General features: G+C 64.5%; 18 protein-coding genes. All 18 read right to left on the bottom strand.

Annotated elements, in window-relative coordinates:
* The coding region (gene hpf / locus ACRCSW_RS15140) for a ribosome hibernation-promoting factor, HPF/YfiA family (RefSeq protein WP_438706402.1) at nt 1-451 on the bottom strand (451 nt) is incomplete at its 3' end.
* A gap of 225 nt (nt 452-676) precedes the next feature.
* The gene (gene lptB / locus ACRCSW_RS15145; RefSeq protein WP_438706403.1) at nt 677-1,450 is read right to left on the bottom strand and encodes an LPS export ABC transporter ATP-binding protein; all 774 of its coding nucleotides are present in this window, start codon (nt 1,448-1,450) and stop codon (nt 677-679) included.
* Nucleotides 1,450-1,944, bottom strand: coding sequence for an LptA/OstA family protein (locus ACRCSW_RS15150; protein WP_438706405.1), 495 nt, complete (start codon nt 1,942-1,944; stop codon nt 1,450-1,452). Before ACRCSW_RS15150 ends, lptB begins: the two co-directional genes overlap by 1 nt.
* 20 nt (nt 1,945-1,964) lie before the next feature.
* Complete coding sequence (gene lptC, locus ACRCSW_RS15155) at nt 1,965-2,567, bottom strand: LPS export ABC transporter periplasmic protein LptC (RefSeq protein WP_438706407.1); 603 nt, start codon at nt 2,565-2,567, stop codon at nt 1,965-1,967.
* Nucleotides 2,568-2,569: 2 nt separating this feature from the next.
* The gene (locus ACRCSW_RS15160; RefSeq protein ID WP_438706409.1) at nt 2,570-3,529 is read right to left on the bottom strand and encodes a KpsF/GutQ family sugar-phosphate isomerase; all 960 of its coding nucleotides are present in this window, start codon (nt 3,527-3,529) and stop codon (nt 2,570-2,572) included.
* A complete protein-coding gene (locus ACRCSW_RS15165; protein WP_438706433.1) occupies nt 3,510-4,124 on the bottom strand; it encodes a ribonuclease D in 615 nt (204 codons plus the stop codon). Before ACRCSW_RS15165 ends, ACRCSW_RS15160 begins: the two co-directional genes overlap by 20 nt.
* Nucleotides 4,125-4,510: 386 nt before the next feature.
* Complete coding sequence (locus ACRCSW_RS15170; protein ID WP_438706411.1) at nt 4,511-5,602, bottom strand: flagellar basal body P-ring protein FlgI; 1,092 nt, start codon at nt 5,600-5,602, stop codon at nt 4,511-4,513.
* On the bottom strand, nt 5,599-6,600 hold the full coding sequence (locus tag ACRCSW_RS15175; RefSeq protein ID WP_438706412.1) for a flagellin: 1,002 nt from the start codon (nt 6,598-6,600) through the stop codon (nt 5,599-5,601). Before ACRCSW_RS15175 ends, ACRCSW_RS15170 begins: the two co-directional genes overlap by 4 nt.
* On the bottom strand, nt 6,597-8,060 hold the full coding sequence (gene flgK / locus ACRCSW_RS15180; protein ID WP_438706414.1) for a flagellar hook-associated protein FlgK: 1,464 nt from the start codon (nt 8,058-8,060) through the stop codon (nt 6,597-6,599). The genes ACRCSW_RS15175 and flgK overlap by 4 nt, the downstream gene beginning before the upstream one ends.
* 6 nt (nt 8,061-8,066) lie before the next feature.
* Nucleotides 8,067-9,374: a flagellar hook protein FlgE gene (locus ACRCSW_RS15185; RefSeq protein WP_438706416.1), complete on the bottom strand. Its 1,308-nt coding sequence runs from the start codon at nt 9,372-9,374 to the stop codon at nt 8,067-8,069.
* Between the two features lie 90 nt (nt 9,375-9,464).
* The gene (locus tag ACRCSW_RS15190) at nt 9,465-10,307 is read right to left on the bottom strand and encodes a flagellar motor protein MotB (protein WP_438706418.1); all 843 of its coding nucleotides are present in this window, start codon (nt 10,305-10,307) and stop codon (nt 9,465-9,467) included.
* A gap of 98 nt (nt 10,308-10,405) precedes the next feature.
* Nucleotides 10,406-12,328, bottom strand: a complete 1,923-nt coding sequence (locus ACRCSW_RS15195) for a Hint domain-containing protein (protein WP_438706420.1) — start codon at nt 12,326-12,328, stop codon at nt 10,406-10,408.
* 144 nt (nt 12,329-12,472) lie between these two features.
* Nucleotides 12,473-13,330 carry a hypothetical protein gene (locus tag ACRCSW_RS15200; protein WP_438706422.1) on the bottom strand — a complete coding sequence of 286 codons (858 nt, stop codon included), beginning with the start codon at nt 13,328-13,330 and terminating at the stop codon, nt 12,473-12,475.
* An 18-nt stretch (nt 13,331-13,348) separates the two neighbouring features.
* Nucleotides 13,349-13,720, bottom strand: coding sequence for a hypothetical protein (locus ACRCSW_RS15205; RefSeq protein WP_438706424.1), 372 nt, complete (start codon nt 13,718-13,720; stop codon nt 13,349-13,351).
* Between the two features lie 21 nt (nt 13,721-13,741).
* The gene (locus ACRCSW_RS15210) at nt 13,742-14,698 is read right to left on the bottom strand and encodes a dynamin family protein (RefSeq protein ID WP_438706426.1); all 957 of its coding nucleotides are present in this window, start codon (nt 14,696-14,698) and stop codon (nt 13,742-13,744) included.
* 30 nt (nt 14,699-14,728) lie between these two features.
* Nucleotides 14,729-16,792, bottom strand: coding sequence for a dynamin family protein (locus tag ACRCSW_RS15215; RefSeq protein ID WP_438706427.1), 2,064 nt, complete (start codon nt 16,790-16,792; stop codon nt 14,729-14,731).
* 133 nt (nt 16,793-16,925) lie between these two features.
* On the bottom strand, nt 16,926-19,367 hold the full coding sequence (locus tag ACRCSW_RS15220; protein WP_438706429.1) for a hypothetical protein: 2,442 nt from the start codon (nt 19,365-19,367) through the stop codon (nt 16,926-16,928).
* A 3-nt stretch (nt 19,368-19,370) separates the two neighbouring features.
* Nucleotides 19,371-20,414, bottom strand: coding sequence for a PP2C family protein-serine/threonine phosphatase (locus ACRCSW_RS15225; protein WP_438706431.1), 1,044 nt, complete (start codon nt 20,412-20,414; stop codon nt 19,371-19,373).
* Nucleotides 20,415-20,455: the final 41 nt, after the last annotated feature.

Raw genomic sequence — 20,455 nt, forward strand, 5'->3', positions numbered from 1 at the left:
TCACGGCCTCGCCGACAGTGATCGAGGGTATCCTCGTCTCCATCTCGGCGATGACCACAGGCTGGAGCGTTTCGGGTTCAGCTTCCTCGGCGTCCTCGGTTCCGGCGAGGATATACGAGGCCGCACCGTCGAATTCAACTGGCCCCGAACGGTGATTGTGATGGTTCCGGATCCGCCGCTTGTAGCGCCGCAGCTGTTTGTCCATCTTTTCGCGGCAGCTTTCGAACGCCGCATAGACCTCAATCGCGTGCCCCTTGGCCTGCGCAGTCAGCCCGGTGGACAGGTGAATCACCGCCTCGCAGACATATTCATGCGCAACCCTTGAAAAAACCACCACGCATTCTGTCGGGCGCTGGGCGTATTTCTCAACCACTTCGCCCATTTCCGCCTTCACATGGGTCTGAAGAGCCTCACCGACGTCGATCTGCTTTCCACTGATCTGATAGCGCATGATCTCTCCTTTTCGCATGCTTCCCCGGCGGACCGGGTCATTCCGGGCTGTCGGGGGCCTTAGAAGACAGAGGGAAGGAACGTTGCGTCACAGTGGGCCTGCCGAACCGGTTCGCAGCTACGAAAGCAGACAGATGAAGGACATGTGATGCACGCATTGCGAGTATTTGGCGACAGAGGGCAGCCGCTTGTCAACCGAGTCGATTCGACCCGGCCCCGGCTACGCTCAGACAATGCGGAAGTTTTCGCCCAGATAGACCCGCCGCACGGTTTCGTCGCGCACGACTTCGTCCGTTGTGCCCGACATCAGCACCTTGCCGTCGTGCAGGATATAGGCGCGATCCACGATCTCCAGCGTCTCGCGGACGTTGTGGTCGGTGATCAGAACCCCGATCCCCCGCGACTTCAGGTCATGCACCAGATGCCGGATTTCCCCCACCGCAATCGGATCCACCCCCGCGAAGGGCTCGTCCAGCAGCAGATACTTCGGGTCCGCCGCCAGACAGCGCGCAATCTCCACCCGCCGCCGCTCACCGCCCGACAGCGCCAGCGCGGGCGTCCGCCGCAGATGGGTGATCGAAAACTCGGACAGCAGCTCCTCCAGCCGCTCGCGCCGCTTGTGCCGGTCGGGCTGGACGATCTCCAGCACCGCCAGAATGTTGTCCTCGACCGAAAGCCCCCGGAAGATCGACACCTCCTGCGGCAGGTACCCGATTCCAAGCCGTGCCCGGCGGTACATCGGCAGCGCCGTCACATCCTTGCCGTCGATCAGCACCTGCCCGCCTTCCGGCATCACCAGCCCGGCGATCGAGTAAAAGCACGTCGTCTTCCCCGACCCGTTCGGACCAAGCAGCGCCACCACTTCGCCCCGGTGCAGGTGCATCGAGACATCGCGGATCACCGGGCGTTTCTTGTAGCTCTTCCGCAATGACCGGATCTGCAACCCCGCCGACCCATCGGTCACCGTCAGCCCTGCGCGGCTCTGTGAAAGGGCGGTCATCAGTTGCCCCCCGGCACAAAGGTCGTCGTCACACGGCCTTCCATCAGACCCGTCCCGTCTTTCAGGTTGATCGTCAGCTTCTGCCCCGCCATAACCGAAGGTCCCTGCGTCAGAAGCACATCGCCCGTCATCACGATCTGGCCGGAATCGATGGTATAGACCGCCTCTTTCGCTTCGGCCGCATCGCCAAGGTTGGTGACAACCACCCCGCCCGACGCAATCAGTTCTTCAATCTCGTTCTTTTCGGGAGTGTACTTCACCCGCACTTCTGCGGCGGCGAGCTTCATCTCGCCCTGCGTCACCACGACTCCGCCGGAAAAAAGCGCAGTCCCGTCGGCGTTGTTCACGCTCAACGTTTCCGAACTGACCTCGACGGGCAGCGTGGTATCCTGATCAAGCTCACCGAAGGCGATCTGCGCTTCCTGGGCCAGTGCCGCGCTTGCCGCGGCCGCAAGCGCGACCGTCAGACCCAAATTCCGAAGCGTGAATGCCATCTGTCTAACCTCTGCAGCTCTCAGCCGCCTGGCAGGTATACCAGCCGGACGTCACCAGTGAAAACCAGAACATAAGACCCCGGGGTCTGGTTGTCCTGACTTAGTACCATCCTGTCCGCCCGGATGTCGCCCACCGGGCCGGTTGCCGTGACCGGACCGCGGCTTTCCAGGCCCGACCGGTCCAGCCGCGCGGCAACTTCCGGCGTCTCCAGACGATAACCCGTAGACGTGACAACCGTCACCCCCCCGGACAGCACGACCTGGTTGGTACCCTCGTCCATCACCCCCGAGGCCGCAGTCAGCTTGGTCGTGCCTCCGTCCGGCGTGGCCAGTTCAAACCGCAGGCTCGCCGCTGTCGCCGGACTGCCCTCGGCCTTTGGCCGCGCCTCGTCGGCGGTCAGCGTCACTGCTCCACCATCCATCGTGGTTCCGGAGTAAGACGGCGCGGTCATCCGGGGCTCGCGGGCCAGGGCTTCGACATCGACCTCGGCATAAGGCAGGGCGTCCTCCGGGTCGATCCGGTCGGCCACAAGAAAAAGCGTCGACAGGATCGCCAGCGCCGCAAGCGGAAGTACGACCTTCAGCCACCCGATCACCCGCGTATGTGTGTCCGCCCGTGCCATCGTCATACGACACCGGCGCGAAGGCAATCATGCACATGCAGGATGCCGATGGCATGCTGCCCATCTTCGGCCATGACCAGAAGGCAGGTGATCTTGCCGCTCATCATCGCCAGCGCTTCGCCTGCCAGCGCATCCGGCGCGATGGTGCGCGGATTGCGGGTCATCACCTCGCCTGCCGTGTGCGACATAAGCCCGTCGAGATGCCGCCGCAGGTCGCCATCGGTAATGATCCCGGTCAGCCGACCACTTTCGTCTGTCACCCCGACGACGCCAAACCCCCGCCGGCTGATCTCCACCAGAGTCTCGCCCATGCCCAGCGTCTCGGGCACCAGCGGCGGGTCGTCGTGCATCAGGTCGCGCACTTTCAGAAGCCGCGCCCCAAGCTTGCCGCCGGGGTGGAACATGCGGAAATGCTCGGGCGTAAAGGCGCGATGCTCCATCAGGGCAATGGCCAAGGCGTCGCCCAAAGCCAGCGTCATCGTGGTCGACGTGGTGGGCACGATCCCGGTCTCGCAGGCCTCGGGCACCGTCGGTAGAAGAAGCCCCACATCGGCCTGACGCATCAGCGTTGACCCCTCACGCCCCGCGATCGCGATCAGCGGAATGGCAAAGCGCTTGGCATGGGCCAGGATATCGGCCAGTTCCGTCGTCTCGCCCGAGTTCGACAGCACGATCAGCACGTCGCCTTCCGCCACCATGCCAAGGTCGCCATGGCTCGCCTCGGCCGGATGCACGAAATGCGCGGGCGTCCCGGTGCTGGCAAAGGTCGCGGCGATTTTGCGGGCGATATGGCCGGATTTCCCCATGCCGGAAACGATCACCCGGCCCTTTGCCGCCATCAGAAGGCCGACCGCGGCCCCGAAGCTTTCCCCAAGCGTCCCGGCCAGTGCCTCCAGCGCCTCCGCCTCGCGGCGGATCACCCGTTTGCCGGTGGTCAGGAAATCAGTGGAGGAAGATGTCATTGGCATCTTCCCAGCCGAGAAGATCAAGCTCGGCCCGCGTCGGCAGGAAGGCGAAGAGCCGTTCGGCCAGCTCCATCCGCCCTTCGCGGATCAGCCGGGCCTCCAGCTCGATCTTGAGCTGGTGCAGGTACAAAACGTCCGACGCCGCATATTCCTTCTGCGCATCGGTCAGCTCTTCCGCGCCCCAGTCGCTGGTCTGCTGCTGTTTCGAGACATCGACGCCCACCAGATCGGCCAACAGGTATTTCAGCCCATGCCGGTCGGTGAATGTGCGGATCAGCTTCGAGGCGATCTTGGTGCACCAGACCGGGCCTGTCGTCACCCCGAAGGCGGTCTTCATCACCGCTATATCGAAGCGCCCGTAGTGGAAAAGCTTCAGGGTCTTGGGGTCGGCCAGCAGCCGCTCCAGATTCGGCGCGCGGGTCTGGCCCTTGGCGATCTGCACCAGATGCGCATCGCCCTGGCCGTCGGACAGCTGCACGACGCAAAGCCGGTCACGGCGCGGATCAAGCCCCATGGTCTCGGTGTCGATTGCCACCACCGGGCCAAGGGTCAGCCCGTCGGGAAGGTCGGTTCTGTGCAGGTGGATTGCCAATTCGCTGCTCATTGCTGTCGTTCTGTTCCCGCTTACGCCCGGCGTCCCGCAGGGTCAACTGCGGCCCTCCGGACGTGGCAATGACCGGCAGACCGGCGGGCTGTTTTGGTCAGGTCGCTGGTTTGGCCCGTCGCGCCGGGAACGCTCGTCGATGTACTTCGTACACTCCTCGCAGGTGACCTCTGCCAAGCGCTCCAATTGCCCGAAGACGCCCCGCGAAACTGCGAAAGGGATGCGCCGCGACAGAAAGCCTCATCGGTGTGTCAACGGGGCCAAGAGGGCGGCCAGGAGTTAAGGAATCCTGAACGCGCTTGCAACTCATTGAAATCGCTTGGCCTGACAAGACGTCCCACCGTGGGACACGCCCGCCATCAGGGCCGGCCCCCTTAGTTCACAAGGAACTCGGCATGCAGCGCCCCGGCAGCGTTGATGCTTTTCAGGATGTCGATCATATCATGCGGAGCAACCCCCAGGGCGTTCAGCCCCGCCACCACCTCGGCCAGATCGGTCCCGCCCCGAACCTCGGCCAGCCCCGTCCCGTCCGTCCCGATCTCGGCACTGCTTCTCGGCACCACGACCGTCTCACCTTCGGAGAAAGGATTGGGCTGAACGACCATCGGGCTCTCCTCCACCCGCAGCGTAAGGTTCCCCTGCGCCACCGCCACCCTGCTGATCCTCACATCCGACCCCATCACAATCGTGCCCGACCGCTGGTCCACCACCACCCGCGCCCGCGTCTCGGGCTCGACCAGCAGACCCTCGATCCGGCTCAGGACATGGGCAGGCGAGCCCATCCCCGTCGCCTCGATATCCACCGCAACCGTCCCCGCGTCCTGCATCAGCGCGACCTGCCCGCCGAACTCGGCATTCACCGCCCGCTCGATCCGCTCGGCCGTGGTGAAATCCGCCGACTTCAGCGCCAGCCGCAGGACCGGCAGGCTTGCAAAGTCGAACTCCACCTCCCGCTCCACCCGCGCGCCCGAAGGGATGACCCCCGCCGTCGGCACCCCCTGCACCACCCGCGCCGCATCGCCCTCGGCCACGATACCGCCCGCGATGATCGCGCCCTGGGCCACCGCATAGATCTGCCCGTCCGCCCCGTTCAGCGGCGTCATCACCAGCGTCCCGCCCAGCAGGCTTTTCGCGTCGCCAATCGCCGAAACCGTCACATCAACCCGCCCCCCCGCCCGGGCGAAAGCCGGCAGCTCGGCAGTCACGAAGACGGCGGCCACGTTCTTCGGCCGGAACTCCTCGCCCGTGACATTGGCCCCCAGCCGCTCCAGAAGGTTCGCCATGATCTCTTCGGTGAAGGGCGCGTTCCGGATACCGTCGCCTGTGCCGTTCAGGCCGACCACCAGGCCGTAGCCCACAAGGTCGTTGCCGCGGACCCCGTCGAACTCGACCAGATCCTTGATCCGGATCGGCTCGGCCAAGGCGGCGCTGGTGGTCAGGACCAGCGCCAGAAGGAAACGGATCATCGAAGATACTCCACAAGGCTCAGCCGCGAGACGCGGGCCGTGATGAGATAAAGCGATTCCAGCTGCGCCCGCGCGGTCTCAAGCCGCGTCGCCGCCTCATAAGGATCGACGGACCCGATGTCCGACCGCAGGATACCAAGCGCGGTTTCTTCGGCCGAGTTGCGGGTCCTTGCCGCCTCGACCTGCGCTTCCACCGTGCCGACCCGCGCCGCAAGCGTGATCCGCGCGTCCTCGGTCCGGTGCAGCGTCTGCCCCGCCGTCTCCGCCAGCCGGGCGCGCTCCTCCGGGTTTCCCGCAAGGACCCCCCGGTCGATCAGCGCGGCCATGGCGAAACCGGCCAGCGTATCGCGGATCGTTGGATCAAGCGCGGTGGTCGAGATATCGGCGGCCTCACCCGGCGCAATCGGGGTGGGGGAGAGGGACGAGCCACCCTGATAAAACGCGCCGTACCCAAGGGGGTCAGAAAACCACGTGTTGACTGCTGCGGCCACCTGACCAGCAGTCGTTGCCCCCGTCGCAACAAGCTCCAAAGCGGCCAGCATATCATCGGCGGACCCGAGCGGAACCGTGTCCGTCCCAACACCGGAAAACACCGCGCGACCAGAGGCCTGCGTGTTCAGCAAACCAACCGCCGAGGCAAGCCGCCCGCGCGCATCCGCCGCAACCGAGTTCACCTGGACCGGCGTCGGAAAGTCGCGCGACCCCATCAGGGTGGTGGTGATCCCTGCAGCCAACTCCGACAGGCCGGACAGCGCCGCCTGCTGGGTCTGAGTCTGGAAAGCAGCGTCGGTCGCCGTAGACTTGTAGGCCGCAAGCCGTGCAAGGCTCGCGTCGATGGCGAGCACCGGCGAGAAATCACCGCGCAACGCCTGGCCCACATCGGCATGCTTGCCCGTCGCCACCTCTTGCGAGGCGCGCTGGACCTGACCGCGCAGATCGGCGCCCTGGCGGGCCAGGATGTTCGTGAGGCTTGCGTCTCCGACGGAAATCCGGGTCATGCGCCAAGCCTGATCAGCGTGTCGATCATGTCGGCCACCGCCTGGATCACCTTCGCATTCGCGGCATAGTTCTTCTCGATCACCAGAAGCTCCTGCATTTCCTGGTCGGTATCGATGCCGTTCTGCGCCTCAAGATCGGTCAGGGCTGTCAGCTTTGCGGCAGCGAAGCTTTGCTCGGACTGGGCCGAAAGGCGCTGAGCGGACGCATCGGAAACGAGGTCGCCGGTCAGAGTCGCGAAGCTTCGCGACCCCGCGGCAAAGCCGGTCGAGGAGAGGGGCCGCGCGTTGGTGAGGGCGGCATGCAGGGCGCCGAGCAGGCCCCCATTCCCCGGCGGGCCTTCGGTCAAACTCCCCAGCCCATCGCGCAGGCGGAAAAGGGCGCCGCCCTGGGCCGGATCGGCGGCGGCATTCAGGCGGAGGCGACCGGCCAGACCAACCTCGTTTGCGGGCAGAAAGGCCCCGCCCGCATCGGTGAACAAGCCAGGCGCCCCCGGGGCAAGAGTCGGATCAAGACCGGCGGCCGAGAACCGCTCCACCAGATCGCGCGCGGCGGCGTCGATCTTGCCTTGGGCGTTGACGGCCAGATCGTCGCGCAAGGCAAACAGCGCGCCAAGCGTGCCACCAAGGATCGGACTGGCCGACCCCGCCGTGTCATAGGGCCGACCGTTGATGGTGATGCCCGAAAGCCCCCCAAGGGCCCGGGTCATTTCGGGCGTGATCGTATGGGTGGCCGAAAAGCCGATTACCGAGGCAGACCCATCCAGCAAGGGCGCGCCGCCAGTGGTGAAAAGGGCGATCTGGTTCAAATCGCGGGGGATTTCGCGCACCGGGACGATGGCCGAAATCTGATCGATCAGCCGTTGCCGTTCATCCAGAAGGGCTGACACATCACGGCCCGCCCCAGTGAACGACCGCAGTTCGACATTCAATTCCTGCAGCTGCGCAAGGGTGGAGTTGAGCTTTCCCACCTCCTCGCCAATCCGGCGGTCGGCGGTAGCGCGGGCCTGCTGGATATCGGTCGTCGCGGCCTTCAGACCCTCCGCCAAAGACTTGGCCGTGGAGGCGACATTACCAAGCCGCGCCTGCGACTCCGGCCGCCCCGCCGCTTCGACCAGGGCCTGATCGAAGGCGGCCAGACGCGCGGCCAGCGAGCCGGGGCTGTCCGGTGTACCAAGTGTCTGCTCGACGCGCTTCAGGAACTCGGCACGGACATCGCGGTCGCCCCCACCCGCCGCAGCAAGCCGCCGCTCTCCCATCAGGTGGCGATCGACGTCCCGGGTGACGCCCAGGATTTGGACGCCCTGGCCAGTCCCTCCCAGAACCGTCGAGCCGAGGCCCGCCTGACGCCGGGCGTAGCCGGGGGTGGTGGCGTTGGCCACGTTCGACGACAGGATCTCGGCCTGCCGCGAGGTGGCCGACAGGCCCGACAGCGCACCGGCCAGGGCGGAGGTGACGCTCATCCCCTATCACCGTTTGATATTGGTGGTTTCCTGGAGCATCTCGTCCACCGTCTGGATGACCTTGGCGTTCGACGAATAGGCGCGCTGGGTCTGGATCAGGCTGGTCAGCTCTGCCGCAACGTCTGTTTTCGAACCTTCCCGCGAATAGCCCTGGATCGAGCCTGTGGGGCCGCTGCCCGCATCCCAGAGGAAAAACGAACCAGACTCGGGCGAGACCTGATAGGTCTGGTTCGAAAGCGACAGAAGCCCGTTCGGGTTCGGCACGTCAACCATGGGAATCTGGTAGAGCCGCCGGGTAAAGCCGGTGTCGTAGGTCGCGTTCACATAGCCCTTTTCGTCGACCTCGATCGTGGTCAGGTTGCCGACAGGTGAGCCGTTCTTGGTGATCGAGACCGGAGCAAAGCTGTCAGAGAGCTGGGTCAACCCGTTCGGGTCACCAAAACGACCGATCCCAACAGTCATCGGGCCGCCATCGACTGTCAGCGCGATCGTCCCGTCTGCCGGGTTATAGGCCCCGCCAGAGACCACTGTGACCGAGGCGAGTGTCCCGCCTGCACCACGGGTATCATCGAACGTCAGGCTGTACTCGCCGATCAGCGCGTTGCCCGACGCCGAGTCGCGAATCTGCATCGTCCACTGGTTCGACGAGCCAGAGGCCGGGACGACCGGCACAAACGACACCTGCAGCGATTCCGACGTGCCGAGGTTGCCGAAGTACTCCACCGACAGGGGCGGCGGCACGGCGGTAGACCCGGCAACGGTGTAGGTTGCGGGCAGGTTGACGCCGAGGTTCATCGTGGTCGTCGGGTCGCCCGCCGTCTGGTTGGTGTTGATCACGATCGGCACCAGGCCCGAGATCGTGTCGCGCGGGTTCGAGGGGATCGTCCCATCCGCGTTGGCAGGCCAGCCGAGGAGCACAAGCCCCGAGTCCGTCTTCATCACGCCATCGGCGTCGGTCCGGAAACTGCCGGTCCGCGTCATCAGCATGGGCGTGTCGCTCAGCGCGTTGCCAAGCGACACCTCGTTGATCACCGGAAGCATGCCGCGCCCGGCGATGGCGAGGTCAAGCGCGTTGCCGGTTCCTACCAGATCGCCCCGTTCGTCGATCAACCGCACGGTCGAGGCCCTAACCCCGCCCGCCGAATAGGTCCCAGCCCCGCGCGACGAGGTGATGACCATGCTGGTAAAGTCGGTCGAGGCGCGCTTGTAGCCGTAGGTGCCCGAGTTCGCGATATTGTCGGAGATCGCGGCAAGCCGGGTCGCGTTGGCGTTAAGCCCGGCCACGCCCGCGGAAAGCGAGGAGGAAATGGTCATTGAAAGCGCCTTTCTGCTGCTTCGACTCCCGTCTCGGCAAACCTGCGCCATGGCCCCTTAACGCGGGCCTAACAGATAAAATCTGATGGATTATCGGTCGCGCCGCAGCAGGATGACCTCGATCCGGTTGTTGCGTTCCGCCGCCGGGTCCGAAACGGCGGGCTTCCGGTCGGCATAGCCCGAGATGCGCTGCATCCGTTTGGTGTCCAGTCCCGCCGTTTCCAGCATTTCTCGCGTCGCCTGCGCCCGCAGCGCCGAGATGTCCCAAACGGGGTTGTCGATCAGCGTCACCGGATGCGCCCGCAGATGGCCGGATACCGCGATTTCGTTCGTGGTAAGGTTCAGCACTTCGGCCAGCAGATCGCCGATCGCCAGGGCCACAGACGTGGGTTCGTCAGTATCCCCGACAAAAAGCGGCGCCCCGGGAAGATCGAAAATCTCGATCACCAGACCCTCATCCGTGACCTTGGTGACCACGTGGCGCAGCATTCGCTCCATCGTGTTGCTTTCGCCGCCCCTGGCCAGCAAAGCCTTTTCGACATCCTCAAGCTCAGACTGCGCCTGGCCTTCGCCCGCCGCGCCGCGCCCGGCGTCCTTTCCGGCCGCGTCAGCCGAAGCGGCGGACTTGCGGTCCATCGCGCCGGTTCCGGTATGCGCCATCGTCTCTTCGGAAAAGACACTGTTGCCGCCAAAGGCACCATCGCCGCCGCCCGAGATGCGGTTCACCGGGATCGTCGGATTGAAGTAGTCCGATATCCCTTTCCGTTGCTTTTCCGTCGTCGCGTTCAACAGCCACATCAAGAGGAAGAACGCCATCATGGCGGTCACGAAGTCAGCATAGGCCACTTTCCAGGCCCCGCCATGGTGGCCCCCGCCACTGACTACCTTCTTCCGCTTGATGATGACTGGCGCGGCATTGCTATGCGCTGCCATGTCCCATCACCCAAGTCTCACACCCAGGAACAGGAATAGCAGCTTCACCCTTTACAGCCGCTTAACCGATTGGCTTTTAAGGAATTGCCCCGGTTCCGTCACAGTCCGGCATCGGCGAGCAGATAGGTTTCATACGCCTTCAATGTCGACCGCGCGGCGGGATAGGCCGCGCCGGATGCGAGGTCCGGGAACAGGCGGAAAAGCTCTTCCTGCTGGGCATCCGGCATCCCGGCAAGCACGGCCGGCCCCGGCTGGAAGCTCTCGCTCCACACGCCTTCGGTCCGCACGATCTGGTGCCGGTCGAACATGAGATGCACATAGGTCACGGGCTCCAGGGCGCGCCGAACGCCCGGCCGGTCCGCCAGATGCACGGCGGGGGCCAGGACTTCGGCAATGCCGAAGTAAAGCTCGCACAATGCTCCGGACAGCAGCACGCGGTGCTGCGGCGACAGGGTCAGCGTCCGGCTTGGAAGGCCGAGGCCAATGGAACCGGGCTCCAGCTGCACTGGCCAGAGGCTCGGGTCCGCGACGAGCTCGGCCAGACCCAAAGACCGATGCCCGACCCAGCGGACAACCTGCGGCCCATCGTCCAGCGTGTCGACCAGATCGCCTGGCCGGATGCTCTCCACCGGACGCGGGCCTAGCGGCGTATCGATCAGCGTTCCGGCTGTGAAGCAGGGTATGACCTCTTCGATCTCGGAAAAGGCCATCTGCCCCAGCAGGTTGCCGGCAGCATCGTAAAACTCGACGATACCGCTTTCCCTGTCCGGCGAGGTGTACGTGATGTCTGTGCGCGCCCAGCCATAACCGGAGAGATCCAGGATGTCGTAGTCGTCCCCCGTGGACCCGCCGTCGACAGAATCGCCGACCGAGAAATCGCCATCAAGGAACGTGATGCGGTCACGGTCGGCGGCGCCGAACAGCTGATCTGCCCCAGGGCCGCCGAAAACCAGGTCGTTGCCTGCGTCGCCGTAAAGCGTGTCGTTTCCGATGTCGCCATACAGCTGATCACCGTCATTGCCGCCAAAGATCAGGTCCCAGTCGCTGCCGCCGTAAAGCCGATCGGCACCAACGCCGCCATAAAGCTGATCCTGCCCGGCATCGCCGAGGATGCTGTCATCGCCCGCATCGCCATTAAGGGTGTCGTTTTCGCTGCCCCCGTCGATGGTGTCATTGGCGGCCCCGCCAAAGATGACGTCGGCCCCCGCACCCCCGTACAAACGGTCCGCACCGTCGCCGCCAAAAATCTGGTCCTGCCCCGCATCACCACGGATCGAGTCGCCGTCGGCGCCGCCATAAAGCCGGTCATCGCCCCCGCCACCCGCGATCGTGTCGTTGCCCCCGTCGCCAAGGATGCTGTCGTTGCCGTCGACATGTCCGGGTGCCAACGGAGGCGCCTGGATCAGAGACGACGTTGCCAGATCGGTCGCGCCGAAGCCCGGCCCGGCGATGGTTGCACTCAGGGCTTCGCCGCCCTGGTTTTCCCAATAGTAGACCTCGATCGTATAGGTCTGTCCGGCCGTGAGGGTGACCGATGAGCTCCGGGTCGTGGCTCCCTGGTGGAAGTCGTTGTTCAGATTGTAGACGATGTTGCCGTTCGCATCCCGGATGATGATCCGTGAACCGTCATCCGAGGTTGTCGAGAAGGTGTACGTTCCGGTCGTCGGGACCGAAATGGTGGAGCTGTAGATAACGCCATAATCGTTCCGGTCGCTGCCTGCCGCCGCGCCACCAAGCGTGTTGCGCAGGGCGCGGACGCCAAAGTCATCGACATAGCCGGTGCCAACCAGCGTACCGGAAGAGATGAACTGGGTCTGGTCGGGGTTCGCCGGAAAGTCGCGGTCGTAGACCCTGTATTGCCACTGTCCGGCCAGCGGCGCGTCGCCTGACAGATTGTCGGCACCATCGCCGCCGTAGATGGTGTCCGCTCCGCCACCTCCCGAAAGAGAGTCAACGCCGGCAGTGCCAGTAAGCGTCGTGCTTCCGCCGGTGGCCGGGGAAGTGCTGGTATTTTCTGCCACAGTAGAACAACTCCATAACCTAGGGTTGCTCTTTCAGGCCTGTGTCGGCCCTTACAAGGGAAAGTTCGCCAAAAGCTCCCCCTCAACAGCAAATGGCACGGCGTGGCTTCCAGGAAAAGTGTTTCAAAAATAAAGCTTTAGACGTCAGCGCAAGGCTTTGTTCCAGGCCGGCAGTACGACCTTTGTCGCATCGCCCTCGATCACGCCAAGCAGCATCGCCGTCTCTGATCGGGCGCAGACGATGCTGTGATCCTCGACCAGCGTCACGCCCAGGATCACGCAGATCGGGTCGCCGGGCAGGTTTGCAACGGCGTCGAGCTGCCGGTTCAGCGCCTCGGTTTCATCGCCAAGGAAGTTCTGCAGATGCGACACCATCTCCTCGGGGCCATTGGTGTTGCCGTCGTTTTCGCCGCCAGCGATCAGCCAGGCTATCAGCGTCGGGCCAAGGTTCCGGGCAAATCTGGCAAGCATGTCGCCCGAAACGTCGCCGGCTTCTTCCTCGGCGGCTTCCGGCTCTGGGCTCGGCTCAACAGGCTCGGGCTCTTCGACGTCGGCCTCGTTCAGCTCGATCAGCAGAAGATCGGCCAGCAGCGCGACCGGCAGGCCCACGCTTACCCCTTCGGCACCCCGGCCGATCGGCCCAGAGGTGACGCGCAGCTCATGACGGGGGGCCGCCACGGTCTGCATCAGCTTGATCAGCTCATCCTTGTGCTCGTCCTCCAGCGCCTCGGCGGCCAGGCAGGCGTCTGCCCCCGGAAGACCGTCCGCCGCGCTAAGCCGCAACACCCGCCGCCCGGCGACATCCAGCGTTATGCTTGGTCCGCTTGCGGATTCAAAGCGCAGCGACCGGCCCAGCACCGTCTCATTCGCAGCGCGCAAGAGTTGCGCCAGCTGGTTGCGATCATGCGCCTTGGCAATCACCCGTGCCCCGCCCGGTACAAACCGGGCGACCGTCTGCAGGCTTTGCAGACGTGCAACGATGGGAAGTATGCCCCTGTTCAACGGTTTGCGCGATCCTTGTCACCCACCCTGGGTGATGCTTTCAAGCGTTTCGCGGATTTTGGTCACAAACGCGGCAAGGTCAATGCTGTGATCGCAAATGCAGCACAAAGCGTCGGCAGGTTCGACTTCCGAGCGCAGAAAGACACGCACACTGTCCGTTCCGATCACCATCGCGCCATGCGGTTCACCAAACGCCTCGACCGACAGCGAGAACAGCGGATCGTCAAAGCTTGCGCGCGCCTGGTCGCACAGCCTGTCCAGATGCTCCTGGTTCACGCTCTTCCTGCCGCTGCTCGACAGGATCATGCGCGAGGAAAGATCGGCAAAAGCGACTAGGCTGGCCTGCGGAAAGGCCTTCGCCAAAGCACCAAGGCTTTCAGTCACCCCCAAGATCGCGCCCTTTTTTCAGCGTTACGAGCTTTTGGCCCGGCTCACGGGTGCGGGATCGCCGGTTCCCACGATGTGATCCGCGAAGGTCACAAGCGTCGGGCCGGTTTCGGCCGTCGGCCGCTCGGTCCGCAGCAGCCGTTCGCCTTTCTGTTCGACGCGGCGCGGCAGGACCTTGAACACCGGAGTATTGCGGATCACGGTCAGCCGCTCAAACGTGCGGGCGATGAGGCTCTGGCCAACCTCGGTCTCGTCCGCGGGATCGGGAGTGATCGCCGGCTGGTCCTCTTGGCCCGCTTCCGGCTTTCCGTCGTCGATGATGCGGTGAACGATATCGAACAGGGCTGTGCTGAACGCATCCGCCCCGCTTTGCACCCATTTTTCCTCGTCGTCCCCGGCCCGCATGGCCTGCAGCAGCGACACCGGGAAGATCCCGGCAAACAGCTCTTCGGTCTCGGCGGTGACACGCTTCAGCACTTTCGCCTTGTCGCTGTCGCTCAGGATCTTGTCGAACCGGGTGACCAGCAGCAGGCTGTTCTCGCGCAACTTGGCGGGGAATGTCGACCACACGCCGGATTCCGACTGCCGCCAGGCCTGGGTCGCGTGGGTGCACCACAGGACGCCATCGGCCAGATGCGCCATCCGCTCCCACACTTCCGACGACATCGAGGGGTCCGAAATCCCCGGCATGTCGATCAGGTCGCAATAGCGCAGGATGTCGCTCTTCATGAAGACGCGGACATGCTCCGTCGTCTCAAGGCTGACCTGCTCCAGTTCGGCAAGGTCAAGGTCATAGGCGTGGCCATCAAGGCCCATCGTATAGGCGTCATCCGGTCCATAGGACAGCCAGACAGGCGGAAGCTGCGTGGCCGTAACCTTCTCCAGAAGCGGCCTCGCCCCCATCAGCACGTTGCAAAGCGTGCTCTTGCCCGAGCTGAATTCGCCCATGATGGCGATGCGTGGCTTGCGGGTCAGCGGCATTCGTCAGGTCCTTTCGTCCCCTGGTCCAACCTAGTCGGCATAGATGGCCAGTTCGTCCATGATGGACGCCAGGCACTCCTGCCGGTCTTCCCAGGCGTTCACCCCGAAGAGCTCCTTCATCTCTTCCATCGAAATCTCCGAACTTGCCAGAGCGCTCATCAGAAGTTCGCGCTGTTCCTGCAGGAAGTCGCGCAGGGTTGCCTGGGTCCGCTCGCGGAAAAGTCCGATCTGGATGGTCTTCAGGTCGTTGATGATCGGGTCGGTTTCGGCCCGGATCAGCTTGTTGAAATCCTGTGCAAAGGCCTTGTAGCCCCGGCGCCGCTGCCACCAGCCCTTCCACCAGCTGACCTGAAGGTCAAGCGCGATGGTCTGCCCAAGGTTGATGGGCGGCGGGATGTAGGACACAACCGGCGTCTCGATCTTGAAGCCCTCGACGGTGATCGAGAAGGTCTTGCCGTACAGTTCGGCGATCTTGACGGCGGTCTCGTTGTTCACCTCGGCTGCGATGGCGTGCATCTTCTTCAGCACGACCTGATAGCTCGAGCTGAGCAGCATCCGCAGCCCCAGCGGGCTGTAGTGCCATGTTGCATCTTCGCCATTGGCCTGCAGATGCTCGATCAGGCTGTTCGTCGCGCGGTCAAGGAAGCGCTCGTAGCTCTGGTCGATCCGGTTGGTAAAGTCCTTGCAGACGTTGTTCGTCAGATGCGTCAGCTTTTCGACCGCAGCCAGTTCGGTCCGGCGCAGCTCGGCGTCCAGCTGCTGCGGCGTCATCGTCCGGTTCAGCTGACCGTCCGATTCCAGGATGCGGACCTGATCGACCACGTCCAGGCTCTGCGCCAGGTTCAGCGCCTGACGTGAGGATTTCTGCAGCGCCTCGCGGACCGGGCCTTCGTACATCCGCTGACCCAGCGCATCCAGAAGCGCCGGCACGCCCGAGGCATGCCACACCAGCTGCTCGGCCGACCAGCTTTCCATCTTGTCGGCAAAGGCGGCGCGGGTCCAGTTGATGGCGGAATCCGTGCTGTCCTCGGCCATCTCGTCCATCTTGCCTTCGAGAACCGCATTCGCCCAATGCGCCGAGCCATAGATGATGTCGATATCCGGCGGCGCGTTGTTCTTTTCCAGCGTCTCAAGAATCGAGCGGTGAATCTCGGGCACCTGGTTCGCCGGGTCGGGAAGTTCGTCGATCCGGTTGACGAAGATGATGATCTCGCGCGACTGGCGGTGCGCGATCAGGCGGATCAGCGCCATGTCCATCGTGGTCAGCGCCTGGTGCGCCGAAAGGACAACGATACAAGACCGGCTGTCGCGCACGGCGTTGATCGTGATCTGCTCACGCATCATGAACGTGTCGTTCACGCCGGGCGTGTCGCGCACGCACAGCATGACCGGGAAGTCTTCGCGCTCGATGTAAAGGTCGGCCGACTTGGTGATGTCGGTAAAGCGGCCCTGTTCGGCCCCGCCCGATTCCTCATCGCCGACGCAGACATAGCGGCGCAGCAGCGCATCGTCGACCGCACCGTACCGGTGTTCGGTGCCCAGCAGCATCTCGAACTTGCGACCAAGCCGGGCCTGCGCCTTTTCGCGCATCTGCACGACCTGCAGGCGCAGCTTTTCAAGCTCTTCATCCGCACCGGCACGCGCCGCCAGCTGGCCGATCCGCCCGCCGTTCGAGACAAGCTTTTCCCATTCGGCGTTGTCGAAGAACTTGAACTTCGCCTTGACGTTCAGCTCCGGGCTCGGCGTGTTGATATGCAGCGACGTAACGACCGAGGTCCACGGGTTCACGTCCGTCGGCAACAGCCCCGGCGCGCCGATCATCGCGTTCAGAAGCGACGTCTTACCGGCCTTGATCTGGCCGATCACCGTGACCGAAGGCTCGACCTCGCGCACCTGAGACATGATGCGCGTGACTTTTTTGGACGTGTCGGGATCCGCCATCGTGACGAAATCGCGCAGCACATCCTCGAATTGCTTGATCGCATCGGCAATCCGACCAAGCCCAGGAAAGTTGCGCTTCAGCGCGACTTCGGGTTCCTGCACGGGCAGACCGGCAGGCTCGTCATCGTCTTCTGCAACTGCACCGAGTCCCATGATCACCTCATACCTGCGGGCGGGAATAGCCTTGATCGCACTCTAAAAGGCACAAGCCCCCGCAATCGTGTCATAAGTTTGGAAAGTGGTCCCAATTGGGCACATTCTTGACGATTCTACGCTCACAATAGCGTCACGCAGCGCGCAATGTTTCCAATTCGCGCCTAAGTTGCAAGAGCAATGTCAGCGCGTCGTCCGCCGGGGCGTGACCTTTTTCCAATTGCATCAACATGATGAGGTCCAGCACCTCACCAAGGTCACCGTTGATTCGGCGCACCTCATCGGACTTTGCGGCCGATATGATCGTCATCACCTGCTCTGTCGTCTCGCGCGAGTGGTCGAGAATCAGGTCAACCGGAACCTTCGCTTCGGGATCGATCTCGCCCTGCAGCTCGGTCGAACGGGTCAGGATGACGCTGATCGCCTCGTCCAGAAGTGCCGTCTCGGCCGACGAAACCTGGACCGGCGCTGACGGTGCGGCGGGGGCGGCAACCGCCCGCGCGGCAATGCGGGGCCGTTCGCGCCGTGGCGTGGCCGCGTCCGGTTCGACCCGACGCTCGCGCATGATCGAGCGGGGGCTGAATTGCGACTCGTCCGCTTCGGGGCGCGAGGCAACGGGCTCTGCCGCGCGCTCCACAGCAGGCGCCGGCATTCGTGGCGGTGCCGGAGAGCGCGACAGCGGCTCTGCTGGCGGTCGGGCCTCCTCAGCCGGGCGCGGTGTCGGTTCAACGGCTCGGGAACGCGGCGCCCTGTCGAACAGGCGTGGTCGCTCAACGGGTTTCCGGGCCTCCACCTCGACCACGGGCGCTTCGATCTCGGGTTCCGGTTCAGGCTCAGGCTCAGGCTCAGGCGTGGCGACTTCAGGTTCCGGTTCCGCGACTTCCGGTTCCGCTACCGCAACTTCAGGTTCGGGCGTCGGTTCGGAGACTTCCATCTCCGTCTCCATCTCGTCCTCTTCCTGACCTTCGGGGAAGAGCTCGTCGCCCGTCTCCTCGTCCTCGGGCCGGGCGCGCAGGGCCGACAGGTCGGGCAACGCGCGCTCAGGCTCGGGCTGATCCACCGCCGGACGGCGTCCGCCGAAAAGCCCGGGGCGGGTGGTCTGTGGTGCATCTGCGGTCGTCGCACGCGGGGTTGGCGGCGGCGGCACGGCTCTTGGCGTCCGCTCGCGCGGGGGGGCCTTCTTGTCCGGGGCCGCAGCCACACTTGCCAGCATTCGTGCCACATCGTCTTCAAGCGGCGCGGGCGTGCTTGGCCGCGGCCGCTTGACGGGCTCAGGTTCAGGCTCCGGTTCCGGCTCGGGCGGCGCGTCCAGGTCCGCCTTCGATTTCCAGGTCGACCGCAACGGCATCGAGGATGCGGCCGCAGCATCGCCCGATGTCGCGACACGCTTGATGCGGTCCGCAAACCGCTTGCGCGTCGCCGGTCCGGGGTCCTCGGCAACCGGAGCCGGTTCGTCCTTCACCTCAACGGGCTCCGGCTCGGGGACCGCCTCCGCTTCAGGCTCCACCTCAGCAACGACCGGTGCAGGTTCTTCTTCCGGCTCGGGCTCGGGTTCCGGTTCTGCGGCAACCTCCGGCTCGGCCTCAACCGGAACCTCGGGCTCCGGCTCAGCTACAGGCTCCGGCTCAACGGCCGGGGCCTCCGGCTCGGGCGCTGTTGCCGCGGGTTCCGGCTCTGGCGGAGGGGACCATGCCGCCGGGGCCGCCGCCTCTTCCGCAGGCTCGGCAAACCGGCGCGCCACCAGTTCGCTTGCTTCGACATGGCGGGCCAGCAGCAGCTCCGCCGTATCCATATCGGCCCGGCGGCCCGACTGGACGCGGGTCTTGATCGCCGTGATCACCCCTGACGCACCACTGTCGCGGAACATCTCGCGGTTCACCGGCCCACCCGCTGGCATCGCCGCCCGCGCCTGACGGGCCGAGATCGACAGAATCTGCCGGAACTCCTCCCCCGCCCGAAGCTCGACCCGGTCATGCATCGCCGCCGCCGACTCCCGGCTGCCCAGAAGGTCAACCTTGGTGAGGAACATGAAGCTGTTGTCCTTCACCGAGTCCGGCAGGCTTTCCCAGACCGTCTGTTCCTTCGGCAGGTACGAGGTCGTGCACCAGATCACGATGTCGGCGCGCTTGCTGGCCCAGGTCGCCGCCCGCCGCTGCTCGGCTTCCATCGGGCCCGCCGAAACCTCAAGAAGGCTGATCACCTTCAGCGCGGGCAGGTCCATTTCCAGCGTCACAAGAGCCGGGGCAAAGGGCAGGGCATCCGCCAGGTTGCTGCCCGGAACGACATGAGTGGTTCCATCGGTCAGCGTACAGATCATCCGGGCTTCCGCACCATGCTGCACGATGATCGTGGGCAGGCGCAGCGATTCCGGCACGACCACCGTCCCGACCAGCAGGTTCAGGATCGACGACTTCCCGGACCCCGGCAAACCAAGCAGGGCGATCCGGGCCGGTCGCTCCAGCCGGTCGATCAGACGTTCGGCAGCCTCCGCCGGTCCGCCGGCAGGCAAGAGCCCCCGGTCTAGTGCGCGGCCAAGCCGCTGGGCGACTGTCAGTTCTCCGTCCGGATCTGCCATGTCTTACTTTATGACGGTGACTCGCTTTGGCCGCAACCGCACTGTCGACAAATCCTCAACCGCTTGGTCGGGGTTGCTTTCCGGCACCTGTTCTACGACCTTCCTTGGTGGTTTTGCGACCACGGCATCAGGCGGCGGCGCAGGTTTTGGCACCGGGATGACCAGATGTTCCGGTGAGACGACGGTTGTAAGCCGCTTCGGTCTTTGCACGACGGCCGAGCGTCTTGGCGGCGCGTTGGTCTTATCCCGCACCGAGGCGTCGTTCACCTTGATCACGGTGAAGCTGATGTTGTCCTGGTCGGGATCGCCAAGCTTGCCCAGTTCGTCCAGCAGCCTTTCCGCGATCTCGGTCGAGCGGGTCTTGCGATACCGCTGCAGCACCTTCTCGATCTGCGCGTTCGTGAGAAACTGCAGCCCGTCCGAAGAGCAGACCACGATGTCGCCCGCGCGGAGCTCCAGCGGTTTTCCCGGGCAGTCGATCTTCGGGATCCGCGTCCCCATCAGCACCGAGATCAGGCAGTTGCGGTCCGGATGGTTCGCCCCGATCTCAGGGTCCATCAGCCCCGACTTCACCATGAAGTCGATCTGGGGGGCCATCGAATGGTCCTCGTTCAGCTGGCTCAGCTTGCCCGACCGGAACAGGAACAACGGCGAATCGCCGACCGAAATCCAGTAAAGCCGGTTCTCCACCAGCGCGGGCACGACCAGCGTCGCCCCCATCCCCTCGGTCTCGGGGTGGGTCCGCGTGTGCTGGCGCAAGGTCTCGTTCGCAAGATCGGCCACATTGCGCAGAATCTCGGGCGCCTTCGCCTCGAACGCCGCAACATCGGCAAAGTGGAACTTCAGCTCGCTGAAAACCTCGGTCAGAACGATCTTGCTGGCGACATCACCCGCCGCATGACCCCCCATCCCGTCGGCCAGAACCACAAAGCCCGCCTCGGCCCCGACAGGGAAATCCGCCGTGATCGCGTCTTCCTGATAGTCCCGTGCCCCCTGGCTTATCCCAGAGGCCACGTCATAGCGCGGCTCACGCGATCGCCATATCATGCCCGTCTCCCTCGGCCTCGACCGCAGACCAGTTGAAGGCA

The sequence above is a fragment of the Tabrizicola sp. genome (assembly GCF_051645465.1).
Classification (GTDB): domain Bacteria; phylum Pseudomonadota; class Alphaproteobacteria; order Rhodobacterales; family Rhodobacteraceae; genus Tabrizicola.